The following is a 24,475-nucleotide window of genomic DNA, read 5'->3' on the forward strand; positions in this document are numbered from 1 at the left end:
CCCGCAGCGTGTCACGGGCGCTGGGCATCCTGCAGCTCGTCACCCCGGCGACGCCGGGTATCACCGCGTCCGCGGTGGCCGCCCGGTTCGGGTACTCGCTGCCGACCGCTCACCGGCTCCTGCGAGCACTGGAGGCCGAGGGATTCCTCGTGTTCGACCGCGCTTCACACGAGTTCCGGCCGGGCCCGGAGGTGCTGCGGCTGACCGGCCTGATGCTCGACGACCTCATCCCGCGCGTCTACGCCAGCCTGGCTCGGCTCCGCGATCTGACCGGTGAGTCGGCGACGCTGCACTGGCGACTCGGCGACGCGCGCTCGGCCGTGCACGAGCTGCCGAGCACGCAGCCGCTGCACATCGCGGTCGGGCTGGGCCGCCGCTACCCTCTCACCCGCGGCGCGGCGGGCAAGGCGCTGCTCTCGGTCGCCTCCGACGCCGACGTGCAACGGGTACTCGCCGACCCCGGCACAGTCGCATCGGCAGCAGGCCCCACCGCGCTGCTGGCGGAGCTGCGCGCGGTGCGCCGCGACGGTGTCGCCCGCAGCCAAGGCGAGAACATCCCCGGCGCCGCCTCCGTCGCGGTGCCGATCGAGTGGGTCTACCGGGGCTTCGCCGCGCTCGGTGTGACGGGCCCGGCGGAGCGGTGGGGGCCCGAGCAGCAGGACACGGCTGCCCGGGCGCTACTGGCCGAGGTGCGTGGCCTGCGGGAGTCCACCACGGTCACCTGACCGACCGCGCAACCCCGGACCCCGCCGGCAGGACCGGAGCGCCCGCGGCCGGGCGGATCCCCAGCGCGTTGGCGAGGAACGCGACTAGCCGGTGGTTCCCGACCGACGCCAGCAGCTCCAACACCGTCGGCTCGTCGTGGTGGCGGACGAGTACCGCCCAGGTCCCGGCGCTCACGTCGCAGGTGTCGTAGAGCTCGTCGGCCGCCGCGAGCAACGCGGACTCCGCCTCGCTCCATCGCGGTGCCCACGGCCCGGTCCCGACGTCCTCGACCTCATCGGGGGTCAGACCGGCCGCCGGCGCCGCGGCTCCGTGGTGGGCCCACAGCAACGCGCAACGCGACCGCCATGCCGTCCGCAGGCCCAGCAGGTGCCGCTCGCGGGGGGTGAGCATGCCGTCCTGCAGGAGCTGGTCGAACACGCTCCACGTCCGGTAGATCTCGCGGTGGCGGACCCACGTCCGGTGCAGATCGGTCCCGTCGCCCGACGACGGCCCGGACCCGACACGCTGCTCGTCCCACTCCGCCCAGGGCAGCGGGAGGATCCGCGGCTCACCGGACCCGACACGACCCGGGGCGCGGCTCGCTGCCCCTCCCCGGCCGGTCGGCACGGTGGGCAGCCCGGCCGCGGGCGCGATCCGCGATGCGTTGGTGATGCCGGCGACGAGCCGGTACTGCCCGACGACGGTCAGGATCTCGATCAGCCGTTGCTCGTCGTGGCGACGACGCAGCGCCGCCCAGGTGGTCTCGGTGAGGGTCGAGGCCTCCTCGAGCTCGTCGACCGCCATGAGCAGGGCCACGTCTTCGTCGGCCCATGCCGGGTCCCGCGCCCCGGCCACACGACTGATCTCCTCCTCCGAGAGGCCCTCCCGTCGGGCGAGCGGCACGTGGTAGGCCCACTCGAAGGCGCAGCCGGTCAGCCACGCGACGCGCAGCACCACCAGCTCGCGTTCGCGCGCCGCAAGGCCGCCGTGCAGGACGGTGCGGCCGAACTCGCCCCACACCCGCAGCAGCTCCCGGTGCCGGGCCAGTGTCCGGTACAGGTTGTTGCGGTTGCCCGGTGGCGGCCCGGACCAGTTCTGTCCGATCAGGACACGTTGGCCCTCGTCCCACTCCGTCTCGGGCAGCGGCGGGATGCGCGGACCGCTCACCCGTCGTTCACCACACCGGCACGCCGCAGCTCGGCGATCTCCTCGGCGTCGAACCCGAGCTCGGTCAGCACCTGCGCGGTTTGGCCGCCGAGGCCGGGCGGTGACCGGAAGCCCTCCCCCGGGCTGCGCTCGGACTTCACCGGCGACCCGAGTGTCACGAAGTCGCCGCCGCCGCGGTGTGGGGCGCGCACCACCATGTCGCGGTGCAGCACCTGGGGATCGGCGAAGACGGCGTCGACCGGGTTGATCGGCGCGGCGGGTACCCCGGCGTCCACCAGTGCGCCGTACAGCTCGTCGGCCGTGTGCCTGGCCATCTCCTCCTGCAGCAGCGGGACGAGGTCGTCACGGTGGGCCAGCCGGGCGGCGTTGCCGGCGAAGCGCTCGTCGTCGAGGAGATCCTCGCGACCCAGCACCTGACACAGCGACCGCCACATGCCCTCGGTGTTCGCCGCGATCACGATCTCGCGGCCGTCCTTCGTGACGAAGGTGTTGTAGGTCGGGATCGAGACGTGGGCCTTGCCCTGGTGGCTCGCCACCATCCCACCGGTGAGGTAGTACTGGGCCAGGTAGGACAGCAGGCTGACCTGGCAGTCGAGCATCGAGATGTCGACGTGGGTGCCGCGCCCGGTGGTGCGTAGTGACTGCAACCCGCCGAGGATGCCGATGGCGGCGTAGAGGCCGGCGACGATGTCGCCGATCGGGACGCCGGCCCGCACGCTCGGACCACCCACCGGCCCGGTCACGCTCATGATCCCGCCAAGCGCCTCGACGATGAGGTCGTAGGCGGGTCGGTCGGAGTAGGGACCGTCCGAGCCGAACCCCGTGATCGAGCAGCACACGATCTTCGGGTTGATCCGCTCGAGGTCTTCGAACGACAGCCCGAGCGAGGCCCGTTGCGGGGCCCGCAGGTTGTCCAGCACCACGTCCGACCCCGTGACGAGCCTGCGCAGGATCTCCTGCCCGGCGTCGGTGCGCAGGTCGACGGCGATGGAGTCCTTGTTGCGGTTGACGGCCATGAAGTAGGCGCTGTCGCCCTGGTGGAAGAAGACCGGGTTGCGGCGGATCGAGTCGCCCGAGAGCTGTTCGAGCTTCAGCACCGAGGCGCCCATGTCGGCCAGTACCATCGATCCGAACGGACCAGCGAGGAAGTGGGTGAGGTCCAGGACCCGCACGCCCTCCAGCAGCGAGAGCCGGCGTCCGGGGCCGACGGCGGCCTCGTCGAAGTCGGGCGGCGTGCTCACCTCGCGCCTCCCGTCGTCTCGCCTTGCTGGGCGCCCGGTTCGGCCACCACCGCGAAGCGGACGAGCGTCACCTCGGGCGTGACCGGGTCGAACACGGCCCGTACCGCCGCGCCGATCTCCAGCGCATCGAGCTCGCCGACGATCGCGGCGTACAGGCGGGGACCGGAGTCGAGCTCGACGTACCCGACGGCGTAGGGCACGTCCGCGGCGAACCCCTTGTGGAACGCGCGGTGGTAGACGCAGAAGGTGACCAGCCTACCGGTGGGCTGCACCGGGATCCATGCCGCATCCCTCGACAGGCACTCGGGGCAGACCGGGCCGGGCGGCCAGCGCAGGTAGTCGCACTCCCCGCAGCGCTGCACCCGCACCTCTCCCTCCCGGGTCGCCGCCCAGAACGGTGCGGTGCCCGGATCGTTGACGTCGGGCAGGGGCTTGTCGTAGGTCGTGGCGGTCACGAGTCGTCTCCCGTCGAAAGGACCGTCGCGGCGCCCTTGAAGAAGTCGTGGGTCTGCGAGTGCAGTGCCGTGCGCGCCCCGGCCACCTGCCGGTCCCCGCACTCCCCCCGCAGCTGCCGCACGGCCTCGTACAGGTGCATCCAGTTCCAGGTGTAGGACTCCGAGAGCTGCCCGCCGTGCGTGTTGACCGGCAATGACCCGCCCGGCCGGGTGTGCCCCTCGGCGAGGAACGGGCCCGCCTCTCCCGGCTTGCAGAACCCGAACTGCTCCAGTTGCTGCAGTACCCACACCGACGTCGCGTCCTGGAGGTAGGCGATATCGATGTCCGACGCGCCCACCCCGGCAGCGCGGTAGACCCGGTCGGCGATGTCGGCCATCCACGGGCGCTGGAACCGGTCGGGGTTCTGGTCGTTGCGCAGCGCCGACTGCTGGGCCATGCCGAGCAGGTACACCGGACGGGCCCGGGTGTCGCGGGCGCGCTCGGCCGAGGTGAGCACGACCGCCGTCCCCCCGTCGGAGACCATCGTCAGGTCGTGGCGGCGCAGCGGCGCAACGGTGTACGGGCTGGCCAGGTAGTCCTCGATGGACAGCGGGGAGCGGAAGATCGCGATGGGGTTGCGCTGCGCCCACTCGCGCTGCGCAACGGCAACCCACCCGAGCTGCTCCTCGGTGGTGCCGTAGCGGTGCATGTGCTGCTGGGCGGCCATCGCGGCGGGTCCGGCCACGTGCAGGAATCCGGCCGTCGCCGCCCAGCTCGCGCCGCCGCCGATCGGCACGCCGAAGTTCGCCTTCGCGGACCGCTGGTTCGTCCCGTAGGTCAGCAACACCGTCGTTGCGAGACCGCTCGCGATCGCCATCGCCCCCAGGTGCAGCGAGAACCCGCACGCGCCGTAGTGCAGGGTCGAGCTGAACGTGGGGTTGATCCCGAGCAGCTGACCCATGTCGTCGTCGATGCCGGCGCGTTCGGCCGACAGCGGGGGCGGGCAGGTCACCAGCCCGTCGACGGCGGACTTGTCGATGCCCGCATCGGCCAGCGCCAGTGCGGCCGCCCGCACCGCGATCTCGTTGGCCGACTGACCGGGTATCTCACCCTGCTCCGTCGCACCGACGCCGATGATCGCCGTCCTCGCTCGTGGGGACACGTGCCCCTCCTTGTCCTGTCGTGGTGTCGGATCAGTCGTGTCGGATCAGGTGGAGTCGCTCAGGGGGTCCAGGTCTCGATGAGCCACGGGCTCGGCCGTTGCACGTACGCTCCGGCGCCGCGGACCGTCGTCGACCCGGCCAACGCGCGTGAGCGGGGGCTCGGCCCGGCCCGCCACCGGGTGAACCCCCCGCCGGAGAGCACCTCCGCGGACGCGAGGTCGTAGACGTCCATCCGGTCCGGCTGGGTGAGCCCCTCGGAGCCCGGCACCGGCGTGAGCGGCGGACCCGCCTCGAACCGCTCGCAGTGCAGGAAACCGGGGCAGGACAACAACTCCGGCACCACCTCGCCCTCGACGTGGTGATCGACAGCGGCAACGTGCGCCGGGGCGATGTCGTAGAGCACGACGAACAGCGCCCGCGGCGGAGGGATGCGGTAGGAGATCGCCCCCAACCAGGGGCTCGCCCGGCGCCGCCATCCCGTACGCAGGGCGCGGCTGGGCAGTCCCGTCCCCGCGTGGGCACGGGCCCGCGCCCACGGGCTGCCCTCGTCGAAGGCGTGGCGAGCCGGGGAGGTGAGCGCGTCGAGCGAGTCGACGGCGTGCATGTAGAGGAACTCGGTCCAGCGCGGCAGGTCGTCGCCGGGGACATCGGCTGGGGCATCGACACGGGCGAAGCGCTGGGCCTCCCGCCAGCCCGAGCAGGAGAGCCGGTCGGGGACGTGGTCGAAGTCGTAGAATCGGTGTGCCTCCTCGGCCGTGCCGTGCGCGTGGTCGTGCATCAAGGCGAACAGGGCCGCTCCCGCGCCGCTCATCCGAACCCCCGCAGCCCGGTCGCCGCGTCGGGCCGGCCGGGGCTGGCGATCGCGTGCTCGACCCGCTCCCCTGCCTGCCGCCACGCGAGGTGGCGCACCACGGACGCGCGGAGGTTCTCGGGGCGCTCGAGGTGCATCAGGTGCGGGCCGCCGACGATCTCCAACCGGCTGCGCGGGATCAACCTGTGCAGGCGCTGCCTGCCGTCGAAGCCCGTCGAGCGGTCGTGCATGCCGGCGACGACGGTGACCGGACAGTCGATCGCGGCGACCTGCTGCTCCGTCGGCAGCGGGGACCGCGCGAGCGAGAGCCAGGAGTCGGCCCACGCCGCGGAATCGGTGTCGCGCAGCAGGTTCCGGGCGTACTGCACCCCCGGGTGGTCGGTCCGCACCGCGAGCGGGGTGAACCAGCGCCGCAATGTGTCCTGCTCGACGGCGCCCATCCCGCTGTCGAGGGCAGCGGTCGCGCGCGCCGTCGCGGCCCGCTCGATCGCGGGGGCCCGGACGGGGTCGGCACCGGCGTCGCCGCCGCAGGCCAGTACTGCCGAACGCACCCGGTCCGGGTGCCGGACCAGCAGGTGCAGTCCGACCAGCCCGCCGAGCCCGACCCCGACGACGTCCAGCGGGCCTGCCACCTCGGCGACGACCTCGTCGGCCAGCTCCTGGTGCGTCCATCCGGCGCGCCGCGTCCGGCCGCCGTGGCCCGGGTAGGTGACGACGGCGGCGCCCTCGGCGCCGAACGGGTGCCACGCCCGGTCGTCGGCGGCCAGCGAGTTGAGCAGGACGAGGGTGGCCCCCGGGGCGGGCCGCCACGTCGGTTCCAGCACCAGAGCGCGCGGCACGGTGTGGGCGGCGGTCGGAGCGGCGACGGTGGGCTCCATACGGGTCGGCACGGCAGCCTCAGTCCGCGACGGCGGCGGGGTGGTCGCGCTGCGCGGTCCCACCCACCGCCCCGGCCTGCGGGCTCGGCGTGTCCCGGTTCTCTGTGTCCCGGTTCCGTGAGCCGGTCCATCGCAGCAGCGCGAGTCCGGCCAACCCGAGTACGGCCAGTGCCATCACCAGCAGGCTCAGCGGCGCGGTGCCGGCGGTCCCGCTGAAGGTCAGCGCCACTGCGAGCGGAGGGACGACCGCGCCACCGACGGCGGTGCCGGTCTCGATCCCCACCCCCATCGCCGTGTAGCGGTAGCGCACCGGGAACTCCTCGGCCATGAGCCGGCCGCTCGGGCCGATGAGGGCTGCGATCCCGACGCCGTAGGCGAGCACCAGCCCGACGGCGAAGCCGGCAGGCCAGTCCGGACGGATGAACCACCAGAACAGCGGGAAGGCCATCAGGGCGATCAGCAGCAGGCCACCGGCGAGGATGCCGAAGCGGCCGACGGCGTCCGACAGCCTGCCGAAGACCGGGATCAGCAACGGGTTGACGATCTGCGCGACGAGGACGCCCGCGAACGCGGCCGCCGCTGCCAGCCCGACCTTCCCGACGGCGTGGGAGACGAGGAAGACGATGAGGAAGTAGGCCAGTCCGGTCCGGCTGGCGAACAGCAGCACCGACCCGGTCAACGCACGCGGGTAGCGGCGCAGCGTCTCCCGCAGCGGGGCCCGCGACACCGACGTCGCGTTCACGAACTCCGGGGTCTCGGGCAGGCGGCTGCGGATCCACAACCCGTAGGCCAGTATCGCGCCGCCGATCAGGAACGGGACCCGCCAACCCCAGGCCAGGAACTGCTCGCGGGTGAGCGCGGCCTGCGCCAGCAGCAGGATCAGCGTGCCGGTCAGGGTGCCGAGTCCGCCGCCGAGCCCGGGCAGCGAGCCGAGCAGCCCGCGCCGGTTCGTCGGCGCGAACTCCACCGCGACCAGTGTCGCGCCGCTGTACTCGGCGCTGGCCCCGACGCCCTGCAACACCCGCATGGCGATGAGCAGGGCGGGCGCGAGCGTGCCGATGCTCGCCACCCCGGGGATCAGCCCGATACCCACCGTCGCGACGCCCATCACCATCATCGAGAAGAACAAGAGCTTGCGCCGTCCCAGCCGGTCACCGAGGCTGCCCAGTAGCGCGCCGGAGAACGGCCGGATGACGAAGGCGATCGAGAACGTCGCGATCGAGAGCAAGGTCGCCATGAACGGCGACGCGCCGGCGAAGAAGACGGTCGGGAACACCGTGGCGGCGACGAGACCGAACAGGGTGAAGTCGTAGTACTCGAGCAGGGTGCCGATGAAGGCGGCGCGGCCGGCGCGGCGGCGGTTGCGGGCGTCCTGCTCCGCTGCAGCGGACGGCGGCGCACTCGGGACCGGCGTGGTGGGGGTTGCTGACATGGCGCACTCCATGTGCTCGGGAGGCGTGCTGGGGGCGGGGATGTGGCGCCGGGATCTGGCGCTGGGATCTGGCGCTGGGATCTGGCGCTGGGATCTGGCGCGGATGCGTTGCGCGCGGAGCACTAGCTGGCGTCCTCCGATCCGACGACGCCAGGCGCGACGGGCGCTACCGGCGCCCGGCGCGGAAGCAGTGCCAGCCCGGCCACCCCGAGGGCCGCGACCGCGATCAGCAACAGGCTCAGCGCGGTCGTCCCCGCACCGGGCAGATAGGCCAAATAGACCGCGAGGGGAGGCACGACCGCGCCGCCGACAGCGATCCCCGTCTCGTTGGCCAGACCCATGGCCGAGTACCGGTGTGTCGCGGGGAACAGCTCGGTGATGAGGCGCCCGACCGGGGCGACCATGGCCGCCACCGCGACCCCGTTCCCGATGATCATCGCGAGCACGAGGCCGAACGGCCAGCCCGGCCGGACGAGTGCGAACAGCGGGAATGCCGTCACGGCGACCAGCCCGAGCCCGCCGAGGATCACCGGGATCCGGCCGGCCCGGTCCGACAGTGCCCCGAACGACGGGGTGAGGACGACGTAGACGACGGTCGAGACCAGGTTGGCCACGAGCACGGTGGTGGCCGACAGGCCGACCTGGCGGGCCGCGAACGACACCAGGAACACGAGGAAGAAGTAGGCCAGGCCGGTGCGCGCCAACACGATCAGCATGACGGCGAGGATTGCCCGCAGCCCGGTCCGCAGCGTGTCGCGCAGCGGGGTCCTGGACGTCTCCCCCGCCCGGCGGGCCGGCTCGAACTCCGGGGTCTCCGGCAGCCGGACGCGCAGCCACAAGCCGTAGACCAGGATGACCCCGCCGAACAGGAACGGGACTCGCCAGCCCCACGCGTGGAACTGCTCGGCCGACAGGGTCGTGCTCGCCACCAGCATCGCGAGGGTGCCCACCATGCCGCCGATGCCGTTGCCGGCGGCCGGTAGCGCACCGAGCAGCCCACGTCGGTGCGGGGCCGCGAACTCCATCGCGACGAGCGTCGCGCCGCTGTACTCGGCGCTGGCGCCGACGCCCTGCAGGACCCGCATGGCCAGCAGCGCCAGCGGGGCGGCGCCGCCGATCGTCGAGGCGGCCGGGATGAGCCCGATGACGACGGTCGCGATCCCCATCAGCGTCATCGACAGTACGAGGACCCGGCGCCGCCCGATCCGGTCCCCGAGGCTGCCCAGCAGCGCCCCGCTGAAGGGCCGCACCAGGAACGCGACGGAGAACGTGGCGATCGACGACAGCGTGGCGACGAACGGTGAGGCGCCGGCGAAGAACACGGTCGGGAAGACCGTCGCAGCCGCGAGGCCGAACAGGGTGAAGTCGTAGTACTCGATCGTCGTGCCGATGATCGCGGCACGGGAGGCCCTGGCCGCGGTTCGCCGGTCGACGACGGGTGCGGCAGCGGGCAACGGGCTGGGGGCAGTGGACACGGTCGGGCTCCTCGCCTCGGGACGGGCGTACCGGCGCCGGACCGCGCGGTGCCGGACCGCGCAGTTCTCGGGTGCACAGATGTCCGCCGCGGCGCCGGGGCGGTGCACAGGTGTCCGGCAGCTCAGCCGGTCGCGACGAGTCCGGTCTGCGCCGCAGCACCGGCCTCGACGAGCGCGGCCTCCAGCGCGGCGCGGTCGACACGGTCGGCGAGCTCGCCGGCTCCGGCGACGGCGAGCATGTCGGCCGCACGTTCGGCGAGCGAGGCCAGCGCCCATGGCACGAGGTCGCCATTGGCGACCGGGTCGAACCAGACAAGCGTGTGCGAACCGTCGGCCCGCAGGTAGTGGTAGTGCTGCTTGCCCGCCAGGTCGTCGAAGCGCAGGTGCTCCACACCGGTGGCCGCATCGAAGACGTGGATCGAGATCCCGCCTGCGATCGGCTCGCTCGCGGAGGCCGGCGCGGCGTCGAACCGCTCGGCCATGATCGTGGCGGCGCGCTCGGCGCCGTACACGGCGGCGAGGATCTCCTGGCTCAACGTGCGGTACTCGACACCGATCGACAGCGGTCCCGCGGGGAACAGCAGCGTGTTGGCCGGGAGATGCGGGACGGGCGGGTTCGTGAACTCCTCGCCGTAGCGCAGGCTGGGCACAGGGGCTCCTCTCGGAAGATGAGGTCAGGTCGGGTCCGGTCAGGTTCGGAGGTGGGCCCGAACCTGTTCCAGGACGGCACCCGGGTCCTCCAGGTGCAGCAGATGACCGATCCGCGGCAGGACCGACACGGTCGTGGCCGCGGTCAGCCTGGCGCGGAACAGCTCGGCGTAGACGGGGTCGACGATGCGGTCCTCCGCACCCCACAACAGCAACGTCGGGGCGGTGATCCGGTAGAGCCGCCGCGCCAGGCCCTTCTCGGCAATGGGCCACGAGAACTGGTTGATGCTCGCGGCGTTCAGGTCGGCGTGGAAGAGCGCCTCGTGGTCGGTGACGTCCGGAGCGAGCAGGCCCGGCAGCGGCCGGGTGGGGTCGGCCAGCAGGCGCGACGGCCGGTCCGCCCGCGCGATCGCGTCGATCTCGGCGACCGGGTGGCGGTCGTCCCAGAGCCCCAACGGTGCCAGCAGCGCGAGGCTGGTCACCCGTGCGCGCAGGTGGGCGGCGACCTCCGCCGCGACCATCCCGCCGAACGAGTGCCCGACGAGCGCGGTTGAGGTCAGCCCGAGCTCGTCGAACGCCTCCTCGTAGTGCCCGACGAGGTCCCAGAAGTCGTAGAGCTCCTCGATCCCGGTCGACTCACCGGACCCGACGTGCTCGATCGCGTAGACGGTGTGGTCGGCGGCGAGCCCGTCGTGGAGCTCGCTCCAGTGCAGCCCCTCCAGGCCGTGCAAGTGCACGACCGGAGGGCCTTCCCCGCCGATGGCGACACGGGTCTTCACCGCGCCGTTGCGGGTCTGGATGATCTGTTCGCGGACGCTGGTCACGAGGACGCTCCTGCCGTGGGTCGGGGTTCGACGCCGCTCGGCCACCACTTGTGTTCGTAGCCGTGGCCGTCCCACAGTCCGCGCACCTTGGGGATCACCTTCTCACCGAAGAGCGTGATGTTCTCCCTGGTCAGCTCGTCGGGCATGTTCCCGATGTGCAGGATCGCGAGGAAGTTGCCGATCCGCAGGTCGCTCGAGGCGGTGCGGATGCGGTCGGCGACGGTGTCGGGGCTACCGGCGATGATCAGGCCGTTCTCCACCATGCTGTCCCAGTCCCGGGCGGTGTTGGCCTGGTTGGCGACCGCGGCCATGGTGCCGGACTTGATGGCGAACTCGGCGCTGCGCCGGGTGCGGTAGCCGGGCGTCGAGCGGAAGTGCAGCGGTGTGTGCTGCAGGTTCTCGAAGAAGTACTTCACGTGCGGCTCGTAGCGGCGCCGCGCTTCCTCGTCGGTGTCGGCGACCAGGACGATCTGGCAGTAGCCACCCTGGTAGGGGTTGTACTCCAGACCCATCTGCTCCTGGGTGTCCCAGAAGTCGAGCATGAACTTCTTGCCGGTCTGGAAGCCGAAGAAGCTCGTCCAGCTGTAGACGTAGTCGTTCTTCAGCGCCATCTCGTAGGTCTCGAGGGAACCATTGCCCCCCAACCACACCGGCGGCATGGGCTTCTGGATCGGCTTGGGCCACGGGTTGACGTAGCGCAGCTTGTTGAACCGGCCGTTGTAGGGGAACGGCCCGGGTTGGGTCCACGCCCGCGTGATGAGGTCGTGGGCCTCGGCGTAGCGCGGCCGCGTCTCGCCAGGGGTGATGCCGTAGCAGTGGTTGACGTCCATCGAGGTGCCGACGGGGAATCCGGCGATGAGCCGGCCCTCGCTGAGGCAGTCGAGCATGGCGAACTCCTCGGCCACCCGCAGTGCGGGCTGGTAGAGCACGAGGGTGTTGCCCATCACGCAGATGGCGGTCGAGCTCGAGGTGCGCCGGGCCAGCGCGGACGCCATCAGGTTGGGCGAGCTCATCATCCCGTAGGCGTTCTGGTGGTGCTCGTTCACGCCTAGGCCGTCGAACCCGACGCGGTCGGCCAGCTCGAGCTGGTCGAGGTACTGGTTGTAGTACGTGGCCACCTTTCGCGGGTCGCACAGCTCGTCGTTGGGCGGCGTGACCCAGACGCTGTCGTAGCGGGTGCCGAAATCCGCGGGGAGGTCCTGGTACGGCATGAGGTGGAAGAAGATGAACTTCACGAGCGCTCCCTCGGCGAGCGACGATGCATCAAGCGTGACGCGCGTCTACTGTATGGCTCATTAATGTCATTGGTACCACAGAGTTCATGGCGTGGTCCAGACCCGTTCCAACCTGCGCCAACGGACGGATCTGCGCCGCAACACCTCGGCAGTCCTGCAATACAGTATTGTTGCATACAACACTGATCACCTCGAGAGGAGCATCCGTCGATGGCGAGGCTGGATCTGCAGGGAGCGGCGGCGATCGTGACGGGCGGCGCGTCCGGGCTGGGCGAGGCGAGCGCGCGCCGGCTCGCCGAGCTCGGCGCGCACGTCGTGATCGCCGACCGCCAGGAGGAGCAGGGCAAGCAGGTCGCCGACGACGTGGGCGGCGTGTTCGTCGCCTGCGACGTCACCAGCGAGGACGACGTCGCGACCGCCGTCGCCGCCGCAGGCGAGCTCGGCCCGCTGCGGGCGCTGGTGAACTCGGCCGGGGTGGGTCGGGCCGGGAGAACCGTCGGCCGGGACAACGTCGCGCTCGCGCAGTCGGCCTTCGAGTTCGTCATCCGGGTCAACCTGCTCGGCACGTTCAACGTGCTCCGCCAGGCCGCGGCGGCCATGGCGCTGATCTCTCCGGTCGACGCCGACGGCAACCGCGGCGCCGTCGTCAACGTCGCCTCCGTCGCGGCCTTCGACGGCCAGATCGGCCAGGCCGCCTACTCGGCGTCCAAGGGCGGTATCGTCGGCATGACCCTGCCGATCGCGCGCGACCTCGCCGCCGTCGGGATCCGGGTGAACACGGTGGCCCCCGGACTCGTCGACACCCCCATCTACGGCTCGGGGGCACGCGCCGAGGAGTTCAAGGCCCGCCTCGGGGAATCGGTGCTGTTCCCCCATCGCCTCGGCACGGCCGACGAGCTCGCGTCGATGATCGTCGAGTGCCTGACCAACTCCTACGTCAATGGCGAGGTCGTCCGCGTCGACGGCGGCATCCGCCTCCCCCCGAGGTAGACCATGACGACAACGATCGGAGCCGGGTTGAACTCCGTCCTCATCGAGGCGCGCGGCCCCGTGCTGCTGGTGACGCTGAACCGGCCCGAGGCGCGCAACGCGATCGACGGCGCGCTCGCGCACGGGCTGGCGGTGGCCGTGGCCCAGCTCGACGACGACCCGGAACTCGCGGTGGGCGTGCTCACGGGCGCCGGCCGCGGGTTCTGTGCCGGCATGGACCTCAAGGCGTTCCGACGCCGTGAGGACATCTCGCCCCTGGTCGCCTACCTGCGCAACGGCAGCCGCAAACCGATGATCGCGGCCGTCGAGGGGTTCGCGCTGGCCGGCGGGCTCGAGCTGGCGCTGGCCTGCGACCTGGTCGTCGCTGCGGAGGGGGCGCGGTTCGGCATCCCGGAGGTGACCGTCGGGCTGTTCGCGGCCGGCGGCGGCCTCCTGCGGCTCCCTGGCAGGGTCGGGTACGGCACGGCGATGGAGATGGCCATCACCGGCGACCCGATCACCGCTGAGCGCGCCCACGCCGCCGGCCTCGTCGCCAGGGTCACCGAGCCGGGGGGCGCGGTGGCCGAGGCCCTGCGACTGGCCGAGCAGGTGGCCCGCAACGCACCGCTGGCCGTCGCCACCTCCAAGGGCCTGCTGCGCACCGCGCAGAGCACGTCCGAAGTGGACTTCTGGACCCGGCAGCGGTCCCTCGAGACGGCGGTGTTCACCTCCGACGACGCCAAGGAGGGCGCGCGGGCGTTCGCCGAGAAGCGCCCGCCCCGCTGGACCGGCACCTGAGCGACGGCCGACGGAACCACCCGCTCGTCGGGTGGTCCCGTCGGTACGGGCCCTCGTGGTCAGCAGCGGGCCGATGCCCGTCCGCGAGATCAGCTGGCGAGTGCGTCACTGCGCAGGCGCACGTCGATGAGCGCGGCGACGAGCGCGGCGACGCCCACCGCGACCAGGCCGTGCGCCGCGGCGAACTCCTCGGCGTTGGTCCCGCAGACGAGGTCGGTCCCCTCCGCGGGCACCAGTTCACTGAGCACCGCACCGGGGCGCAGGCCGGCGAGCCGGACGAGATCGACGGCCGCCTCCGCCGGTGCGGGCAGCCCGAGCACCCCGTCGTCGTGCACGCGCACCGCCGGTACGTGGCCGGGCCGGGTGAGGTCCGACGCGTGGGTCGCGGTGTCCACCATGGCCATCGCAGTCAGCGAACGGTCCCGCGCGGAGATGCCGGTGGTGGTCCCATGCACGTAGTCGGCGCTGACGGTCAACGCCGCGGCGCGGCTACCCGGGTCCGGGACCATCATGTCCCGCAGCGCCAGCTCCGCCGTCCGCTGCGCGGGAAGCGCGACCCGCACGAAACCGCCGGTGTGGCGCACCACGAACGCCATGACGTCGGTCGTGGCGTGCTCGGCCGCGACGACCAGCAACCCCGTTCCCGCGCCACGGACGTCGTCGAGCACCACGATCGGCTCCGCACGGCGCAGTGCCGCGACGGCCGCGCGCACCACTCCGGCCTCGGTTGCGGCCTCCAGGCATGCGGTCATGACGTCGTCCTCTCGGTCGGGACGGGCACTGGCCCGTCGAGCAGGTGTCGCTTCTCGGACTGCACATCCACCGGGCGGACCGCTCCGACCGGATCGAGGATCCGGTCGAGGTTGTCGCGAACCCCCTCCGCCGTGACGGCCCCGCCAGGCGGGACCCGCCAGCCCTGCGTCGTGACGCTGAAGGTGTGCGCGACGGTGCCCCCGGCCGCGGTCAGCACCTGACCGTTGACGGAGCAGGCCGCTGACGCCAGGTACACCACGACCGGCGCGACGTACGCCGGATCCAGCCGGGCGGCGTCGACGGCGACGCGGCCTGGTGTGGTGCTGGTCATCGGGGTGCTGGCGAAGGGACTGACCGCGTTGGTGCGGATGCCGTGCGGGGCTCCCTCGACGGCCAGCGCCCGCAGCAGGCCGGCGACGCCGCCCTTGCTGGCGCAGTAGTTCGCACCCAGCCCGTGGCCGTAGATCCCGGCGGAGGAGGTGACGAGCACGATCCGGCCGGACCCCCGCTCGCGCAGCACGGGAAACGCCGCGCGGGTGAGCCACAGCGCGCCCTCCAGGTTGACCGTGAGCACGTCGCGCACGTCGGCAACCGACAGCTCGTCGATCCCGCCACGCCGCACGATCCCGGCGTTGGCGACCACGCCGTCGAGGCCGCCGAACGCATCCATGGCCGCGTCGACGATGGCCGCGGCACCATCCGGGGTGGCGCCGGTGTGCCGGTCTGCGACCGCCCGCCCGCCGTCCTCCCGGATCCGGGCCGCCAGCTGGTCCGCGGTCCAGCCCCCGGCGTCGCGCCCGATGTCGTTAACGACCACAGCCGCGCCGCGCTCGGCGAGCCCGCGGGCATAGCTGGCGCCCAGGCCGGCCCCCGCGCCCGTCACCACGATCACCCGCCCGTCGAGCCGGACCGGCTCTCCTGCTGCCTCCACAGTGACCTCCCGAACGTCGATGTCCTTGTCCCGTAACGGCTGTCGGTGCTGCCCGACCGTCAGTGCTGCGTGACCCGTCAGTGCTGCACGACAGACCCACCGTCGACGTTCCAGGCCTGACCGGTGACCCACGCGCCCTGCTCGGAGCACAGGTAGAGCACCGTCGCGGCCACGTCGTCACCGGTCCCGGCGCGGCCGAGCGGGATGCCCGCAACCGTTCGTTCCCAGGCGTCGCCCCGGCCGACGGCGTCCATCCTGGACGTGTCGATCACGCCGGGGCAGATCGCGTTGACCCGCACCCCGGCGGGCCCGACCTCCTGGGCCATGCACGCGGTGAGCGCGTGGATGCCCGCCTTGGACGCCGCGTAGGCGCCGGCGAAGGGCGAGAGCCGCTTGCCGGCGATCGAGGAGATGTTGACGATGCACCCGCCGCCCCGGCCCACCATGAGCCGGCCGAAGACCTGCGACGCCAGGAAGGTCCCGGTGAGGTTCACGTCGATCACCGTCCGCCAGACCGCCGCATCCAGGTCCACGACCGCACAACGGTCGGCCCCCCGTGCGGCGCCGGCGTTGTTGACGAGGATGTCCACCCGACCGAACTCGTCCACGACCCGATCGGCGAGGCCGGCGACGGCGGCATCGTCGGCCGCGTCGGAGACCAGCGCCAGCGCCCGGCGACCACTGTCGCGGATCTCGTCGGCGACGGATTCCACGTCCCGCCAGCCGGCGGCGCGCTCGTCCTCGGGGTAGGTGTGCGGCGATCGCCCGGTGCCGGTGACGACGACGTCGCACCCGGCCTCGGCCAGCCGCACGGCCACGGTCCGCCCGATCGAGCGCATCCGACCGGCTCCGGTGACGACGGCGACCTTGCCGTCGAAGCCGGTCAGCGGGTATCCCATGGGGTTCTCCTGTGCGGTCATCGGTAGGCCAGCAACTCGTCGACGACGAACGGCTCCCCGGTCGTCACGGCGCCTGCTGCCAGCAGGTCGTCGATCTCGACGGGGCCGAGACCCGCCTCGGTGAGCACCTCCCGGGTGTGTTCGCCGAGGCCGGGCGCGGTGAGCCGGCGGGACTGCGGGGTGCGCCCGAAGTGCGCGATCCGGCCGGGTGTGAGGTAGGGCCGACCGTCGGCGCGGTGGTGCTCCTGGAACGCCTCCGCGGCGCGCAGGGCCGGATCGGAGGGCACCTCGGCCGGGCGGCGGGCCGCCGTTGCGGCGATTCCCCGGCAGCGCAGGAGCGCGACGATCTCGGCGGTCGCGCACTCCCCCGCGAGGAGGCGCTCGACCTCCGGCGCGGCTGACTCCCACTGCTGCGGGGTGGCCTGCACCCGCACCCATCCGTCGCGGGTGCGGTGATGCCGGTCGCCGGTCGCGGGCCCGCGGTAGTCGTCGCCGCCCCGCCGGACCGCCGCGCGTCCGGGGAACTCGACGAGCTCTCCGGACTGCATGAAGACCGACATCGCCGCGAGCGAGCTGCGGATCGCCTGCCCGCCGCCCCCACCGAGCCGGTGTAGCAGCCCCAGGCAGCTCGCCAACGCACCCATGACGGCGGCGGCGATGTCGTTGACGGCGACCGTGAGGAACACCGGCTCCCCGTCGCCACCCTGGGCGGCCATCATCCCGCTCACCGCCTGCAGGATCGGGTCGAATCCGGGACGCCCCGCCAGCGGGCCGCGGTCCCCGAAACCGGTGAGGGAGAACGTCACGACGTCGGGGTTGAGCCCGTGCAGCGTCGCGTGGTCGATGCCGAGGCGCTCGACGACCCCTGGCCGGAAGTTGTCGATCACGACGTCCGCGGTGGCGGCCAGCCGCCGGAAGGCCGCCCGACCGCCCGGCGCGCGCAGGTCGACCGCGAGGCTGCGCATGCCTCGGTTGTAGACGAACCCACGGGTCCGGAACGAGTCCCCCTCCAGTGGTTCGACCTTGACCACGTCGGCGCCGAGCTCGGCGAGCAGGCACCCGGTGAACGGGCCGGCCAGCACCGTTCCCAGGTCGAGGACCCGGACACCGGCCAGTGGGCCCCCGGCCCGCTGCGGCACGAGCGCGGCCGCGGGATCCGACGGTGCGGCCGGGGCCATCGATCCAGGCGGGCGTTCTCGTTCCAACCCGCGCACCGCGGCCGGACTGCCGTCGAGCTCCAGTGCGAGGCCCGGCATCACGACCCGGCCGAGTTCGGGGTCGTCGAGCTCCAGGCGCAGCCCGAGCGCCCGGATCTGCGGATGGTCGAGCCACTCCCCCGGTGCGGCCACCGGTCCGGCCGGGCAGTCCACGGCCTCCAGCAGCTCCAGCCACTGCGCCCGTGGCCGGGCGCGGAAACGGTCGGCAATGCGGTCCCGCACCCACTCCCGGTTGCCGGGCAGCACGATCCGGTCCAGCTGCCCACCCAGCCGCGGATCGTCGGCGAGGTCGGCCAGATCCAGCACGGCCAGCGCGTTGAGCTGGAACTTCGCGGTCAGGCCGCCGAGGAAGAGCCAGGTCCCGTCGCCGCATCGATACCGGGTGTAGAGGGGGTTCGTGCCGCCCGGTCCGGCCGGGGCGGGCACCGGATCGGCGTACGGGTCGATCAGGTAGGTCGCGGTGCCGGTGACCAGCGCCGCATGGGCGCCGGTCACCGTCACGACCTGCCCGTGGCCCGACCTCGTCCGCTCGACGAGTGCGGCCACAGCACATGTCGCCGCCCAGGCGCCGTGCACGTACGCGACGTGCGGGTGCACTGCGTCGACCGGGCCGTCGTGGTGCGAGGACTGGCGCATGGCCAGCCCCATGGCCGCTCCGAGCAGCTCGCTCGACTCGGCTCCACCCACCCACGGGGTGGCCCCGCCGTAGGCCGGCATCACCAGGAAGACGGTGCGCGGGTGGCGCCGGGCCAGCACCTCCGGCGGGTCGGTGAACACGGGGTCACCGGGACCGAGGATGCAGACGTCGGCGGCGGCGAGGAGCGCGTCGAGCACGGCCTGATCCCCGTCGGCGCCGGTGTCGACTTCTGGGACCACCCGCTGCTTGCCGCGATGCCACACGACCACCCCGGGCTCCTGCGCCGGGAGCGGCGGGCCCTGCGGGGCCCAGCGCGTCACGTCGGCCCCGTGGTCGGCCAGCAGCATGCCGGCGACCGCGGAGCCCACGCCGCGTCCGGTCTCGAGGACGGTCACGCCCGCGAGCGGTCCGGCGGCCGGCGCGCTCACCACCGGCCCGCCCAGTCGAGGTGCTCACGGACCGCTGCGGCGAACTCCGCGGGCCGCTCCAGCGGCGCCATGTGCGGGCCCTCGACCGTCGCGAACCGGGCGCCGGGGATGCGCTCGGCCATCGCGCGCCGACCCTTCGGTGACCCGGTGGGATCCTGCGTCGCGTGCAGCACGGTGGTCGGGACGGCCACCGACGGCAGGTCGTCCCACGCGTCGAGCTCGGCGAGTGCCCGCCACGACGCGGCGACCGCACCGGCGCGGCCCGCCAGCAGCCGCTCACGTGCGTAGGAGGGGCCCGGGTGTCCCGAGGCGCCGAGCGCCTCGGGGGTGAACCAGCGTCGGAGGCTCTCCTCCACCGTCGCGGCCACACCAGAGCGCTCGACGTCGTCCGCGCGTGCGCGGAGCACCTCGCGCACCGCCACTCCACCCGTTCCGGAGCAGGCGAGCAGCGCCGAGCGCACCCGGTCCGGGCGCAGCAGCGCCATCCGCAGTGCCACGGCCCCGCCGAGCGACAGGCCGACCAGATCGAGCTCGCCCGACACCGTGTCCAGCACATCGCGGGCGAACGTGTCGAGCGTCAGGCCGTCGCCGGGGTCGGGCCGGTCACCGTGTCCGAGCAGGTCCGGGTGGACCGATCCGGGCGGCATGTCCGCGCCGAGGAACCGCCAGCACGCGCCGTCGAGGGCGATCGGGTGCAGCAGCACGACGGTCACGCGTCGCTCCCTCGTGGCTCGGCGAGCCGGGCGGCGAGCTCGGTGGCCCAGCGCAGGTCCGACTTCCCTGCGGGGGTGCGCCGGACGCCGTCGACGATGTGCAGCGCCTTCGGCACCTTGTAGCGGGCGACGTGCTCGGCGCAGGTCGCGAGCACCGCGTCGGGATCGAGCACGATGCCGGGCCGCGGCTCGACGAGCGCGACGACCTCGCTGCCCCACCGCGCGCTCGGCCGGCCGCAGACAACCGCGTCGGCGACGCCGGGATGGGCCTTGACCGCGGCCTCGACCTCCTCAACGAAGATCTTCTCGCCGCCCGAGTTCACTGTGGTGGCGTCTCGCCCGAGCAGCTCGACGCGGCCGTCGGCGTGCAGCCGGGCCCGGTCACCGGGCACCGTCAGCCGTCGACCGTCCACGACCGGGAAGGTCCGCGCGGTCTTCGCCGCGTCGCCGAGGTATCCCAGCGGGATGCGTCCCCCGGTGGCCAGCCAGCCCGTCCCGGTGTGGCCGGGGGTGAGCGCACCGCGCAGGTCCTCGTCGAGCACCACGGTGCCGGGTCCAGGTGCGAAGGTGCGGGCGGTCGCTCCGTGGTCTGCGGCGGAATCGTCGGCGGAGCGCCCCTGGGTCCCCGACTCCGATGATCCGATCGTCTCGGTCACGGTCAGGTGCGGCAGCGCCGTGGTGAGCCGGCGTCGGTGGATCGTGGACAGCGCGGCGCCGCCGCTGAACAGGTACTGCAACGCCGGCAGGTCGCGGGGCCGGGCCTCGATCGCGTCGGCGAGCGGGCGGGCGAAGGCGTCGCCGACGATGCTGATCATGGTGACTCCGTGCCGGGCCGCGGTGTCCCACGCGTCGTCGGGGTCGAACCGGCGCGGCTGCGACGGCAGCACCACGGTGTTGCCCTCACACAGTGCCTGCAGCGCGAACCACTGCGCGGCACCGTGCATGTAGGGCGCGAGCGGCATGACCCGTTGTGGGCGCCGCGGGATCGCCGCGAGCCGTTCGTCCAGGGCCGTCCATTCTCGGTCCGCACGCCGGTTGCGCACCCCGAGCGCGGCCACGACCACGTCGGCCTGCCGCCAGAGCACACCCTTGGGCATGCCGGTGGTCCCGCCCGTGTAGAGGACGTAGAGGTCATCGGGTGCGACGACGACGTCGACCTGCGGCGACACGCTGCCGAGCGCCTGCTCGTAGTCGACGGCGCCGGGCAGCAGCGGCTCTCCACTGCCGTCCTCGACCTGCAACAGCAGCGGCGCGGTCGGCAGGTCGGTCAGGACCTCGGCCAGTACGGGAGCGAAGCAGGCGTGGAACTGGATCGCGGCCGGGCGGGCGTTGCGCAGCAGGTTCCGCAGCTCGTCGGCGACGTAGCGGTGGTTGACGTTGAACGGCGCGACCCGGCCGCGGAAGGCGCCGATCAGGCCCTCCAGGTACTCGACGCCGTTGTGCAGGTACTGCGCCATCAGGTCCTGGCCGGACTCGTGGCCGGCCAGTTCGGCGCGTTCGCGATGCGCCCCGAGCCCATGGTCGGTGAGATAGCGGGCCAGCCGCCGGGACCGGTCGACCAGCTCCGCGTAGGAGAAGGCCGTCCCGTCAGCGACGATCGCGGGCCGGTCCGGCACCCGTTGCGCTGTCGTCTCGACGAGCGTCGCGATGGAGAACTCGACGCCCGCTGCCGGGGTCTCGACGACGTCCGTGTCGAACGCTGGATCCGCGCGCACCCGCACCTCCGGAAGAGAGTTTGTATGTCTCCATACTGCTTACTGCAACACTGTATGCGCAATAGCGGGCCGCGAAACGCAAAACTGCCCCGCCCGACCTGGTCGGCCGAGCGGGGCAGCGGGTGGCTGAGGGGTGGACGTCTAGGAGTCGAGCACCCTGGCGAGGTTCTCCTGCAGGCGCAGGAGAGTAGCGGCCAGCTGTTGCCGCTCCTCCCGGCCGAGCCCTTGGCGCAGCTCGACCCGCAGCTCGGCCTCGACGTCGGCGACCTGCGCGGCGAGCTTGAGGCCCGCCCTCGTCCCCGAGAGCATCCAGACCCTGCGGTCGGCCGGGTCGGGCGCGCGGACGAGCAGCCCGCGCTTGCTGAGGTTGTCGACGATGGTTCCCGCGGGCGCCCGGCCCATGCCGATGCGCTCGGCGACCTGCGTCTGCGTCAAGGGCCCGTGCTCCACGACGTACGCGAGCAGGCAGGCCTCCGACAGGTTCAGGTCGACCCGCTCGAGCCGGTCGTCGTAGGCGCGCCGGATCTGCCGCGACGTCGCCATCAGCGTGGACTCGAACCGCCGCCATGGCGGTGCGTCGAGCTCATGCTGAGCGTCACCGCCGCCGTCAGCGGCCCCGTCGTCGACACCGCCGCTGGGCGATCCGGGATCGTCCGGCGACACCTCGACCTCAACACTGGGCACCGCAGGCGCCGTCGCCGTGCCCCCCACCCGCCGGCGACCCGACCGCACCGCCATCGACCACTCCCTCGTGCCCGCGCGACGGGTGTCCGTCGCAACTCCCCGTTACGCTTGTCCCATACTGTAACAGCACGGAGCATCGTCACATGGTGACCGACACCTCCCCCAGCAGCGGCGACCGGGGGCACCACCGCGTGGGCCGGCCGTCAGGCGGCGCCCACGGTCGAGCGATCCAGCCACTCGGCAGGCGGTGCGGGGTGACGGTAGAGCGCCGCCGCGGTGCCGAAGGCGATCTTGCGCACCGTATCGGGCGGGAGGTGGCCGAGGTCCTTGGCGATCAGCACCTGCGTCTCCGGCCAGGTCGAGTCCTGGTGCGGATAGTCGGACTCGAGCAGGATGCGGTCCTCCCCGATGAGCTCCAGCATCTTGAACGCCGACGGGTCCTCTATGGAGGTGAACCAGAAGTTCCGGCGGACGAGGTCGTTCGGGTGCGGATCCGACGCCGACCACACGTCCGACGACTCGACGTGGCGGTACCCCCGCGCGAGGCGCTCGCTCATCATCGGCACCCACGACACCCCGGCCTCGGACAACGTGATCTTGATGTCGGGGAAGTCGATCGGGATCCGCGCGTAGAGCCAGTCGACCATCGCCATCAGCCCGTTCACCGGGAACAGGGCGACGGTGACGTCGAGCGGGCTCTCAGCGGAGGGCCGCGCGATCAGCCCGGAGGACCCGACGTGCAGGTTGACGACCGTCTCGGTCTCCTCGCACGCGCGGAAGAACGGCGCCCACCGGCCCGAGTAGATCGACGGGAAGCCCAGCCGGTCGGGGGTCTCGGGGAACGTGACGGCACGGAAGCCCCGGTCGGCGTTGCGGCGGATCTCCGCCGCGGCGACCTCCGGATCGGCGAGCCACGGGAGCTGGCACGGGACGAACCGGTCGGGGTGGGCTCCGCACCAGTCCTCGAGCATCCAGTCGTTGTACGCGCGCAGGCAGGCGAACCCGACCTCCGCGTCGGCCATCATCGAGAACCGCCGCCCCGCGAACCCCCAGATCAGGGAGGGGAAGCAGAGCGAGGCCCAGACGCCGTTGAGGTCCATGTCCCGCACCCGCGCCGTCGGGTCACCGACCCCGGGCCGGAAGTCCTCGAACTTCTGCGCCGAGTTGCCCCACTCGCCGGGTGGACGACCGGCCGACCCGTTGGCGACCACGATCGGGTAGTAGAGCCCGTCCACCCGCCAGAACGGCACCCCGTCCTCGTCCTCGACCAGCATCGGCGCCCGCTCGAGCAGATGCCCAGGGAGGCGCCTCGCGAACAGGTCTCCCGGCTCCAGCACATGGTCATCACCGGAGATGATCGGACACCACAGCTCGCTCGCCGGGGGGTCCGGCAGCAGGGTCGGCGTCCCCCGGGGCCGGAGCCTGCTCGTCACGTCCCCGATCTCCATGGACGCACGCGGTACCCGCGGACGCTCTACAGCTCGCACGGCGGTCATCTACGGCCTCCTTGAACTCCATTATTCCGTCTAGAATATTACTGTAATCTAGAAGACATTACTAGGCGGGCGGGTCGAAGTCACCCGTGTCGGGCCGGCGAGATCGACCATCCGGTCGAGATGCCGGGCGGCACCGCCGAACAGCGCCGCACTCGCCCGCGCCCGCCGGTGGTAGAGGTGCGCGGGGTGCTCCCAGGTGAACCCGATCCCACCGTGCAGATGGATCGCCTGGGCCGACACCGACTCGAAAGCCCGCGAACAACACGCCTTGGCCAGGCTCGCTGCGATGCCGATCTCCACAGCGTCGACCGCTGCGGAGCCGGCGGACTCGGCGTCGGCCACGGCCCAGACGGCGTGGTAGGCCGCCGACGCCGCCTGCTCGACGTCGAGGAGCATGTCCGCACAAGCGTGCTTGACGGCCTGGAAGCTGCCGATCGGCCGCCCGAACTGCTCCCGGACCGCGGCGTAGGCCACGGTGGCCTCAAGGCACCAGCGCGCTCCACCCACCTGCTCGCAGGCGAGCGCGACCACGGCCCGGTCGAGCATGCGCCCGACCGCGCCCGCCGCGCTTCCCGGTTCCCCGATCAGGCGCGCCGGCACGCCGTCGAAACGGAGCCGGGCCTGCCGCCTGGCGAGGTCGACGGTGCGCATCGGCGTGACCTCGTACCCGCCGTCGACGCTCAGCACGGTGAGTCCCTCCGGCGCGCGAGCGACGACCAGCAGCAGGTCGGCGGCCTGCCCGTCGGACACGTAGAGCTTCTCCCCGTGCAGGGTCCAGCCTGTACCCGAGGGCCGGGCCTGCAGCTCGACACCGGCCGGATCCCAGCCGCAGCCCTGCTCCGCCAGCGCGACCGTCGCCACCCGCGAGCCGTCGACCAGCCCGGGGAGGTGTTCTCGGCACGCCGCGTCGTCACCGACCGCGAGCAGCAGGTTCTCCGCGAGCGCGACCGTCGAGAGGAAGGGCAGGCCGACGTTGGCCCGTCCCAGCTCCTCGAACACCACTGCCTGCTCGACGATCCCGTGGCCGGCCCCGCCGTACTCCTCCGGCACACCGATGCCCTGCAGTCCCAGCCCGGCGCCGAGCTCGCGCCACACGCGGGGGTCGTGGCCGAGGTCGTCCTCGACGAACCGGCGCACCTGGGCCTCCGGACAACGGTCGACGAGGAAGCCGCGGACGATCGCGCGCAGCTCCTCCTGCTCGTCGGTGAACACGAATCGCAA

Annotated in this window: 23 protein-coding genes; 3 read left to right on the forward strand and 20 right to left on the reverse strand. The window is 72.6% G+C overall.

All coding sequences use genetic code 11. The annotated features are described in order from the left end of the window. The first annotated feature begins 8 nt into the window (after positions 1 to 8). Positions 9 to 725 carry an IclR family transcriptional regulator gene (locus ACFPFQ_RS12170; protein WP_379617958.1) on the forward strand — a complete coding sequence of 239 codons (717 nt, stop codon included), beginning with the start codon at positions 9 to 11 and terminating at the stop codon, positions 723 to 725. On the opposite strand, the gene ACFPFQ_RS12175 is transcribed toward ACFPFQ_RS12170, so the two are convergent. The 11 genes from ACFPFQ_RS12175 to ACFPFQ_RS12225 all read right to left on the reverse strand — a co-directional run bounded on the left by ACFPFQ_RS12175 (position 718) and on the right by ACFPFQ_RS12225 (position 12,014). Continuing rightward, the gene (locus ACFPFQ_RS12175) at positions 718 to 1,872 is read right to left on the reverse strand and encodes a carboxymuconolactone decarboxylase family protein (RefSeq protein WP_379617960.1); all 1,155 of its coding nucleotides are present in this window, start codon (positions 1,870 to 1,872) and stop codon (positions 718 to 720) included. The genes ACFPFQ_RS12170 and ACFPFQ_RS12175 overlap by 8 nt on opposite strands. Next, positions 1,869 to 3,113 carry a CaiB/BaiF CoA transferase family protein gene (locus ACFPFQ_RS12180; protein WP_379617962.1) on the reverse strand — a complete coding sequence of 415 codons (1,245 nt, stop codon included), beginning with the start codon at positions 3,111 to 3,113 and terminating at the stop codon, positions 1,869 to 1,871. Before ACFPFQ_RS12180 ends, ACFPFQ_RS12175 begins: the two co-directional genes overlap by 4 nt. Next, positions 3,110 to 3,568 carry a Zn-ribbon domain-containing OB-fold protein gene (locus ACFPFQ_RS12185; RefSeq protein ID WP_379617964.1) on the reverse strand — a complete coding sequence of 153 codons (459 nt, stop codon included), beginning with the start codon at positions 3,566 to 3,568 and terminating at the stop codon, positions 3,110 to 3,112. The genes ACFPFQ_RS12180 and ACFPFQ_RS12185 overlap by 4 nt, the downstream gene beginning before the upstream one ends. Next, a complete protein-coding gene (locus ACFPFQ_RS12190; protein ID WP_379617966.1) occupies positions 3,565 to 4,710 on the reverse strand; it encodes a thiolase C-terminal domain-containing protein in 1,146 nt (381 codons plus the stop codon). Before ACFPFQ_RS12190 ends, ACFPFQ_RS12185 begins: the two co-directional genes overlap by 4 nt. Positions 4,711 to 4,769: 59 nt before the next feature. Beyond that, positions 4,770 to 5,522 carry a hypothetical protein gene (locus tag ACFPFQ_RS12195; protein ID WP_379617968.1) on the reverse strand — a complete coding sequence of 251 codons (753 nt, stop codon included), beginning with the start codon at positions 5,520 to 5,522 and terminating at the stop codon, positions 4,770 to 4,772. Further along, the gene (locus tag ACFPFQ_RS12200; RefSeq protein WP_379617970.1) at positions 5,519 to 6,412 is read right to left on the reverse strand and encodes an alpha/beta fold hydrolase; all 894 of its coding nucleotides are present in this window, start codon (positions 6,410 to 6,412) and stop codon (positions 5,519 to 5,521) included. Before ACFPFQ_RS12200 ends, ACFPFQ_RS12195 begins: the two co-directional genes overlap by 4 nt. Positions 6,413 to 6,419: 7 nt before the next feature. Then, a complete protein-coding gene (locus ACFPFQ_RS12205) occupies positions 6,420 to 7,832 on the reverse strand; it encodes an MFS transporter (RefSeq protein WP_379617972.1) in 1,413 nt (470 codons plus the stop codon). Positions 7,833 to 7,954: 122 nt separating this feature from the next. Continuing rightward, positions 7,955 to 9,307: an MFS transporter gene (locus ACFPFQ_RS12210; RefSeq protein WP_379617974.1), complete on the reverse strand. Its 1,353-nt coding sequence runs from the start codon at positions 9,305 to 9,307 to the stop codon at positions 7,955 to 7,957. A gap of 122 nt (positions 9,308 to 9,429) precedes the next feature. Beyond that, the gene (locus ACFPFQ_RS12215; protein ID WP_379617975.1) at positions 9,430 to 9,957 is read right to left on the reverse strand and encodes a DUF7700 domain-containing protein; all 528 of its coding nucleotides are present in this window, start codon (positions 9,955 to 9,957) and stop codon (positions 9,430 to 9,432) included. 39 nt (positions 9,958 to 9,996) lie between these two features. Further along, on the reverse strand, positions 9,997 to 10,779 hold the full coding sequence (locus ACFPFQ_RS12220; RefSeq protein ID WP_379617977.1) for an alpha/beta fold hydrolase: 783 nt from the start codon (positions 10,777 to 10,779) through the stop codon (positions 9,997 to 9,999). Beyond that, positions 10,776 to 12,014 (reverse strand): LLM class flavin-dependent oxidoreductase, encoded by a 1,239-nt coding sequence (locus ACFPFQ_RS12225; protein ID WP_379617979.1) that lies wholly within the window; start codon positions 12,012 to 12,014, stop codon positions 10,776 to 10,778. The genes ACFPFQ_RS12220 and ACFPFQ_RS12225 overlap by 4 nt, the downstream gene beginning before the upstream one ends. 219 nt (positions 12,015 to 12,233) lie before the next feature. On the opposite strand from ACFPFQ_RS12225, the gene ACFPFQ_RS12230 reads away from it, so the two are divergent. After that, positions 12,234 to 13,004 carry an SDR family NAD(P)-dependent oxidoreductase gene (locus tag ACFPFQ_RS12230; protein ID WP_379618164.1) on the forward strand — a complete coding sequence of 257 codons (771 nt, stop codon included), beginning with the start codon at positions 12,234 to 12,236 and terminating at the stop codon, positions 13,002 to 13,004. A 3-nt stretch (positions 13,005 to 13,007) separates the two neighbouring features. Then, positions 13,008 to 13,781 (forward strand): crotonase/enoyl-CoA hydratase family protein, encoded by a 774-nt coding sequence (locus tag ACFPFQ_RS12235; RefSeq protein ID WP_379617980.1) that lies wholly within the window; start codon positions 13,008 to 13,010, stop codon positions 13,779 to 13,781. Between the two features lie 89 nt (positions 13,782 to 13,870). Here ACFPFQ_RS12235 and ACFPFQ_RS12240 read toward each other — a convergent pair whose 3' ends face one another. The 9 genes from ACFPFQ_RS12240 to ACFPFQ_RS12280 all read right to left on the reverse strand — a co-directional run bounded on the left by ACFPFQ_RS12240 (position 13,871) and on the right by ACFPFQ_RS12280 (position 24,466). Continuing rightward, positions 13,871 to 14,533, reverse strand: coding sequence for a 3,4-dihydroxy-2-butanone-4-phosphate synthase (locus ACFPFQ_RS12240; RefSeq protein ID WP_379617982.1), 663 nt, complete (start codon positions 14,531 to 14,533; stop codon positions 13,871 to 13,873). Beyond that, positions 14,530 to 15,465: an SDR family NAD(P)-dependent oxidoreductase gene (locus ACFPFQ_RS12245; protein ID WP_379617984.1), complete on the reverse strand. Its 936-nt coding sequence runs from the start codon at positions 15,463 to 15,465 to the stop codon at positions 14,530 to 14,532. Before ACFPFQ_RS12245 ends, ACFPFQ_RS12240 begins: the two co-directional genes overlap by 4 nt. A 77-nt stretch (positions 15,466 to 15,542) precedes the next feature. After that, positions 15,543 to 16,364 (reverse strand): SDR family NAD(P)-dependent oxidoreductase, encoded by an 822-nt coding sequence (locus ACFPFQ_RS12250; protein WP_379617985.1) that lies wholly within the window; start codon positions 16,362 to 16,364, stop codon positions 15,543 to 15,545. A gap of 17 nt (positions 16,365 to 16,381) precedes the next feature. Further along, the gene (locus ACFPFQ_RS12255) at positions 16,382 to 18,613 is read right to left on the reverse strand and encodes a CoA transferase (RefSeq protein WP_379617987.1); all 2,232 of its coding nucleotides are present in this window, start codon (positions 18,611 to 18,613) and stop codon (positions 16,382 to 16,384) included. A 29-nt stretch (positions 18,614 to 18,642) separates the two neighbouring features. Further along, positions 18,643 to 19,359: an alpha/beta fold hydrolase gene (locus ACFPFQ_RS12260; protein WP_379617989.1), complete on the reverse strand. Its 717-nt coding sequence runs from the start codon at positions 19,357 to 19,359 to the stop codon at positions 18,643 to 18,645. Next, a complete protein-coding gene (locus ACFPFQ_RS12265) occupies positions 19,356 to 21,074 on the reverse strand; it encodes an AMP-binding protein (RefSeq protein WP_379617991.1) in 1,719 nt (572 codons plus the stop codon). Before ACFPFQ_RS12265 ends, ACFPFQ_RS12260 begins: the two co-directional genes overlap by 4 nt. Positions 21,075 to 21,215: 141 nt before the next feature. Next, positions 21,216 to 21,812 (reverse strand): MarR family winged helix-turn-helix transcriptional regulator, encoded by a 597-nt coding sequence (locus ACFPFQ_RS12270; RefSeq protein WP_379617993.1) that lies wholly within the window; start codon positions 21,810 to 21,812, stop codon positions 21,216 to 21,218. Positions 21,813 to 21,961: 149 nt separating this feature from the next. Further along, entirely contained in the window at positions 21,962 to 23,191 is a 1,230-nt protein-coding gene (locus ACFPFQ_RS12275) for an amidohydrolase family protein (protein WP_379617995.1), read from the reverse strand. Between the two features lie 111 nt (positions 23,192 to 23,302). Next, the gene (locus ACFPFQ_RS12280) at positions 23,303 to 24,466 is read right to left on the reverse strand and encodes an acyl-CoA dehydrogenase family protein (protein ID WP_379618166.1); all 1,164 of its coding nucleotides are present in this window, start codon (positions 24,464 to 24,466) and stop codon (positions 23,303 to 23,305) included. Positions 24,467 to 24,475 lie beyond the last annotated feature (9 nt).

It is taken from the genome of Pseudonocardia sp. GCM10023141 (genome assembly GCF_042653605.1).